The 6,357-nt window shown below is 69.1% G+C and carries 4 protein-coding genes; 3 read left to right on the top strand and 1 reads right to left on the bottom strand.

The genetic code is table 11. From position 1 onward, the window contains the following. The first annotated feature begins 264 nt into the window (after positions 1-264). Positions 265-1,692, top strand: coding sequence for an MFS transporter (locus tag ACFSC0_RS19305; RefSeq protein ID WP_377281613.1), 1,428 nt, complete (start codon positions 265-267; stop codon positions 1,690-1,692). Positions 1,693-1,811: 119 nt separating this feature from the next. Here the strand turns inward: ACFSC0_RS19305 and ACFSC0_RS19300 are convergent, their stop codons facing one another. Then, the gene (locus ACFSC0_RS19300; protein WP_377281612.1) at positions 1,812-2,498 is read right to left on the bottom strand and encodes a Crp/Fnr family transcriptional regulator; all 687 of its coding nucleotides are present in this window, start codon (positions 2,496-2,498) and stop codon (positions 1,812-1,814) included. A gap of 308 nt (positions 2,499-2,806) precedes the next feature. Between ACFSC0_RS19300 and ACFSC0_RS19295 the strand changes: the two genes are divergently transcribed. Both ACFSC0_RS19295 and ACFSC0_RS19290 read left to right on the top strand, forming a co-directional pair. Next, the gene (locus ACFSC0_RS19295) at positions 2,807-4,882 is read left to right on the top strand and encodes a TonB-dependent receptor (protein ID WP_377281611.1); all 2,076 of its coding nucleotides are present in this window, start codon (positions 2,807-2,809) and stop codon (positions 4,880-4,882) included. Between the two features lie 134 nt (positions 4,883-5,016). After that, complete coding sequence (locus ACFSC0_RS19290) at positions 5,017-6,336, top strand: CitMHS family transporter (protein ID WP_377281610.1); 1,320 nt, start codon at positions 5,017-5,019, stop codon at positions 6,334-6,336. Positions 6,337-6,357 lie beyond the last annotated feature (21 nt).

Below are 6,357 nucleotides of genomic sequence, written 5' to 3'. Positions count from 1 at the left end.
TTGTCCTTCATCGAATTGATCGCCAGCGATCCGTCGGCCATGGCGCGTCTCCCACTCATCTCGTTGGCGCCGCCCGATATCAGGCCGCTCCGGATCGCGCCCATGCCGCCTGCGCATGGATTGATGCCCACCGTCAGGGCTACCGGCTCTCGTGCTGGGACACCTGGCGATCCAGCCGACGTAAAGCAGTTGGCACGGGCCGCACGCGGCTCCCGCCTATCACGATCCCGCGGCGACCGGGCCGCGAGACGTGCGCGGGAAACGATGGGAAAGCCTCTCTCCTTCTGGACGATGGCCGCCTACGGCCTCGGCTCGGCCTCCAACGGCATCAAGAACCGCAGCTTCAGCGCCTTCCTTCTGCTCTTCTATAACCAGGTGATGGGCCTGCCCCCGGCGGCGGTGGGCGCCCTGATGATGATCGCCCTGGCGGTCGACGGGCTGATCGACCCGGCGGTCGGCATCGCCTCGGACCACACCCGCAGCCGGCTCGGACGGCGGCACCCTTACATGTACGCCTCCGCGCTGCCCTACGGGGGGCTCTTCTGCCTCCTCTGGACGCCGCCCGCCGGCCTCTCTCCGTCCCTGCTGCTCATCTACCTGGCCGTCTGCCTGTTCGGCGTCAGGTTCTTCGACACCTTCTTCGAAGTGCCGGCCTCGGCGCTCGCCCCCGAAATGACCGACGACTACGACGCGCGGACCCGGCTGATCAGCTTCCGCTACTTCTTCACCTTCGTGGGGGGGCTCGTGCTGTCGCTGGTCGCGTACCGGGTGTTCCTGAGGGACACGCCTGCGCACCCGAACGGCCTCTTCAATCCGGCCGGCTATGCGGGCTACGGGCTCTGCGCCGGTCTGGCCATCGCGGCGGTGATCCTCGTCTCGTCCTGGGGGACCCAGCACCTCATTCCCAGGCTCTACAGGCCGCCGGCGGAGCGCCTGTCGGCGTCGGCCTTCTTCCGCGGCGTCTTCGGCACGCTGGCGAGCCGCTCGCTGTGGGTGACGGCGGCGGCCGGCGTGTTCGCCTCCACGGCGGCCGGCTTCTCGAGCGGCCTTTCGATGTATTTCCACGTCTACTTCTGGGAGCTCACCAGCGCGCAGCTCGCCTGGCTGGTCACCGCGGGGTTCGTGGCGTCTCTCGCGGGGGTCTTCTGCGGTCCCCCGGTTCTGAAGCTGTTCGGCAAGCGCAGAGGGGCCATCCTGGCGCTCCTGGCGATCATGTTGGTCAACATCACGCCCGTGACGCTTCGCCTCCTCGATCTGCTGCCGCCGAACGGCACGCCGATCGTCCTGGCGATCCTGATCGCCGACACCTTCCTGGCCGGCGCGCTCAACCTGGTTCTCTCGATCGCGATCACCGCGATGATCGCGGACCTTGCGGAAGACGCCGAGCTGCGCACAGGGCGGCGCTCGGAAGGGCTCCTCGTCTCTGCGGACAACTTCGTGAAGAAGACCACGGCGGGCATGGGAATATTCTCCTCCAGCCTCGTCCTGGCGTTCGTCAGCTTCCCCGAGAAGGCCCGGCCCGGGGAGGTTCCCGCTGAGGTGCTGCGGACCCTGGGGCTGGTCTTCGTCCCGACCCTCGCGGTCCTCTACCTCGCCGCTGTCGCCAGCGTGTGGTTCTACGGCGTCAGCCGGCAGAGCCACGCGGACAATGTCGCTAGGCTGAAGGCGAACCGCGCCGCGGGCGGGCCGTAACCGCGCTGCGGCTGCGGTCGCGGGGGCCCGTTCGCGACGGCAGAGAAGACGGATGGCGGCAGGGCGCCTGCATGCCCGCTCATGCGGGGCGCGCATGAAATGATGCGCAGCGGACTTCGCTAGGTGAGCCGCGGATCGACCGAGCAGCGCCGCAGCCGGCGGATGTCATGGATGACCCAGGCGCCGCTGCGCTTTTCGAGGATGCCGGCCCCCTTCAGGGCCGAAATCTCGGGCTGGACGCTCTGCCGCGTGACGCCAAGGTAGTTGGCGACGTCCAGCTGCGTCAGCGGCACGTCGATCTCGCAGGCGTTTCCGCCGGCGGCGAGCGGAACGTCGCGCGCGAGGCTTAGGAAGGAGGCGGCGACGAGCGGCCCGACCCGGCCGGCGGCGAGCGCTTCCCGATTCAGGATCAGGCGCGACATGGCCCGCGCGAACTTGCGGCAGAGCGCATAGCCGACGGCAGGGAATTCGTTGTATATCCGAAGAAAATCCGCTTTCGGAAACGTCCGCATCCGAACGTCTGTCATGGCGATCGTGCTGTGGTGATGCGGGCGCTCAGAGACGAGCGGCGACTCGCCCCAGCAGTTGCCGGGGCCGTAGATCACGATCACGGCCGTATCGCCGGCGTGGGTCAGACCGGTCACCTTGACGTAGCCTTCGAGCACCTGATGGACGCCAGTGGCTCCAGCGCCGGCGTGGCAGATGACCTCTCCCGCCCGGACGCACCGCTCGACCGCGCATGCGTCCAGGGCGGCGCGGGCCTGCAGCGGGAGCTCGGCGACCCAGTTCTCACGACGGTTGATCATGGGTGCGGAACATCCTGACATGAGCCATACACATTGACGAAAATATTGCAGTTCACGCGCGGATGTAAACTAATTGGCACGGCCCCGGCGAGGGGCGCGGATATCCATTCCCCCGAGCCGCCCGCGGACCGATCGCGGGCCAAAACGGCTGGCGATGAACGCCAGAAGGGGGAAACATGATGCGATCTCGTTCGAGCCGAGCGCTGCTTCTCGCGACAGCCGCGGGCGCTGGCGTTCTTGTCCACGCGCCTGCGGTTCTCGCCCAGACTGCGGACGCCCCGGCGGTCTCCTCGGTCGAGGAGGTCGTGGTGACCGCGCGACGGCGGCAGGAATCGCTGCAGGACGTCCCGGTGACGGTCACGGCCTACGGCGCCGAAGCCCTGGAGGAGCGGGGCATCGTCGACCTGCAGCGCCTCGCCGACGCCGCGCCGGGGGTGACCATCGACGCCTTTCCGCGCGCCGCGCCGCGTCCCTTCTTCCGCGGCATCGGAAGCGGCACCCAGAGCGCCGGGGGCGACCCGTCCTCCGTCGCCTTCATCGACGGGGTCTACATCGGGCGCGGTCCCATGCTCGCGGTCGACATCTTCGACATGGAGCGGGTCGAGGTGCTGAAGGGCCCGCAGGGCACCTTGTGGGGCAAGAACGTGGTGGGCGGCGCGGTGAACTTCATCACCGCGAAGCCGGAGCTCCACGACTTCTCCGGCCGGGCTGCGCTGACCCTGGGGCAATATGGCCAGCGCAACGCGAACCTGGTCCTGAATGCGCCGCTCGGCGAGCGCGCCGCCGCGCGGCTGGCGCTCTCGTCCCAGAAGAACGACGGCTTCCGTACGGTGGCCGGAACTGGGGCGCCCCTCGATGACGACGACCGCCTCAGCGGCCGCCTGCATGTGCTGGCGGAGCTGTCGGAGGACACCTCGCTGCTCTTCACCGGGGACGTCACGGTCGACAATGCCGGCGGGGGTGCGCGCTTCAACACCGCTCCGCTCGGCAACGCCGATGTGGACAAGCCGCGCCGGACGTTCTCGGACCAGCCGGGCTACCTCGACCGGGAGACCGGCGGCGTGAAGCTGGAGGTGAACACCTCGAGCCTGGGCTGGGCGGACCTGACGGCGTACGTCTCCTACCGGTTCCTCGACTTCGACTCTTCGGAAGACTTCGACGGCGCCAATCCGGCCATCAACGCCGCCAACGGCATCCCCGTCGCCGGCATCCAGGTGCTCATGGCCGAGGAGGCGGAGTCCTTCTCGGCCGAGGCCCGGCTCTCCTCGACGGGGGAGGGGCCGCTGTCCTGGGTCGCCGGCGTCTACGCACTGCGCGACGAGGTCCATCGCGAGCGCGAGAGCGAAACCGCCGTGCCGGACTTCAGCCTGAACCGCTTCGTCGCCGACAACGTGACAGAGAGCGCCGCCGTCTTCGGCGAAGCCAACTACGAAGTCTTCGAGGACGCCCACCTGTTCGCCGGCCTGCGGTACACCCACGAGGAGAAGACCTACGAGATCACGCGTCTGACCGGACCGGAGGCCGCCCCGGTCATCGGCTTCACGACCGTGGGCGACCCCGGGCGGTACGAGGACGACGCGGTCACCTGGCGCGTCGGGGGCGACTGGCGGCTGAACGAAAACCTCTTCCTGTTCGCGAGCATCGCCACCGGCTTCAAGTCCGGGGGCTTCCAGGAACAGCCGCAGGCCGAGTTCGCCAGGATCGCCACCTCGCCCGAGAAGGTGGTGAACTACGAGGCCGGCGTGAAGACCGACTGGCTCGACCGCCGCCTGCGCCTGAACGTCTCCATCTTCCACATGGACTACAGCGACCTGCAGACCCAGCAGTCGGTGCCCGACGCCTCGCAGGGTCCAGGTCTCAGCCGACTGGTCACCGACACAGGCGACGCCACGATCCGGGGCCTGGAGGCGGACTTCAACTTCAATCCGGTTCGCGCCGTGGAGCTCGGCCTCAGCTACACCTACCTCGACGCCACCTTCGACCGCTTCGTGGAGACGAGCGAGATCCTCGCTGACGGCACGGTCGTCTTCGACGACCTCAGCGGCAACCGTCTGAGCCGCACGCCCGAGCACGCGCTCTCCGGCACGGCCGCCTTCACGACTGAGGAATTCAGCTGGGGCTGGCTTCGGTTCGAGACCAGCTTCAACTACGAGAGCGACGTGTTCGACGACAACTCGAACAACTTCGAGGAATTCCGGAAGGCGCGGACCCTCTGGGACGCCAGCGTCACCTACCAGCCGAACGACGACGTTCGGGTGCAGTTCTGGGGCCGCAACCTCGGCGACGTCGAGTACCGCACCCACCAGAGCGGCACGGCCGGCGGCATCTTCGTGCAGTACGGCCCGCCCCGGCAGTTCGGCGTCACGGTGGACTACCGCTTCTGAGCTGGAGCGCGGCGACCGGACCGGCCCCGCCCGCGACGTCCTTCCCCGCGGGCGGGGCGAGACTCCGGACGTCCATCGCCGCGCGCTTCGGCGCGCGGCGATCCCGCGCCCGTCCCAATCAGGATGGCTTTCCCATGATCCTCGCCCTGTCCGGCTTCGGGCTCGTGCTCACCTTCATGGCCCTGATCATGACGCGGCGGCTGTCCGCGATCACGGCGCTGATGATCGTGCCCGTGGTGTTCGGCCTCGCCCTCGGGGCGGGGGCGGGGCTCGGCGAGCACGTCATGGCCGGTGTGCGGCAGGTGGCGCCGACGGCGGTCATGCTGGTGTTCGCGCTGCTCTACTTCGGGCTCATGATCGACGCGGGGCTGTTCGATCCCCTTGTGGCCCGGATCGTGCGCTGGGTGGGCGACGATCCCCTCCGGGTGACGGTGGGGCACGCCGCGCTCGCCGCGATCGTCGGGCTCGACGGCGACGGAACGACCACGCTGCTGGTCTGCGCCTCGGCGATGCTGCCGATCTACCGGCGCCTGGGCATGAACGTGCTCATCTTCGGACTGATCGGGGGCCTCTGCAGCGCGGTGATGAACCTCACCCCCTGGGGCGGCCCCATGGCCCGCGCGGCGTCCGCCCTCCGGGTCGACATGGCCCAGGTCTTCCTGCTGCTGATCCCCGTCATCGGCGGGGGCCTGGCGGTGACATTCGCCATCGCGGTGTTCTTCGGGCTGCGCGAGCGGCGGCGGCTACGGGCGCCGCCGCTGGGGGCGGCGCCGGACGCCGACGCCGTCATCCAGACGGCTCTGGCCGGATTCGAGCGCGACCCCGCGGCGAGCCGCCCCAAGCTGTTCCTGTTCAATCTCGGCCTGACCCTGACGCTGATGACGGCCGTCGTCCTCCACCTTGCGCCGCTCGCCGTCCTGTTCATGGGCGCTTTCGCCGTCGCCATGGTGGTCAACTACCCCCGCCCGGACGACCAGCGGGCCAGGCTGACGAGCCACGCCGGCAGCGTCGTGACCTTGTCCGTCATGGTGTTCGCCGCCGGCGCCTTCGCCGGCGTGCTGAGCGGGACCGGCATGATCGACGCCATGGCCGGCGGCATCGTGGACGTCCTTCCCCCCTGGCTCGGCCCCCACATGGCGGTGATCACCGCCGTGCTGGCGATGCCGATGACCTTCTTCCTGTCCAACGACGCCTGGTACTTCGGCGTGGTGCCGGTGCTGGCGGAGGCCGCCAAGGCTTACGGCATCACCCCCACCCAGATCGCGCGCGCCTCGCTGATGGGCCAGCCCGTGCATGGCCTCAGTCCGATGGTGGCGCCCCTCTACCTGAAGTGCGCGCTGCTCGGCGTCGATCTGGTGGACCTGCAACGCTTCGCCCTGCGCTGGACCGTGCTGCTGTCCATCGCCGCGACCCTCATCGGGCTGGCCACCTTCGCCTTCCCCTGGGCCGCCTAGCGTGCGCAGCGCGCATCACCT

It is taken from the genome of Phenylobacterium terrae (assembly GCF_042681205.1).
GTDB classification, from domain to species: Bacteria; Pseudomonadota; Alphaproteobacteria; order Caulobacterales; family Caulobacteraceae; genus Phenylobacterium; species Phenylobacterium terrae.
Note: the sequence above shows the minus strand (reverse complement) of the source record. Positions and strands in the feature narration are given on the sequence as shown.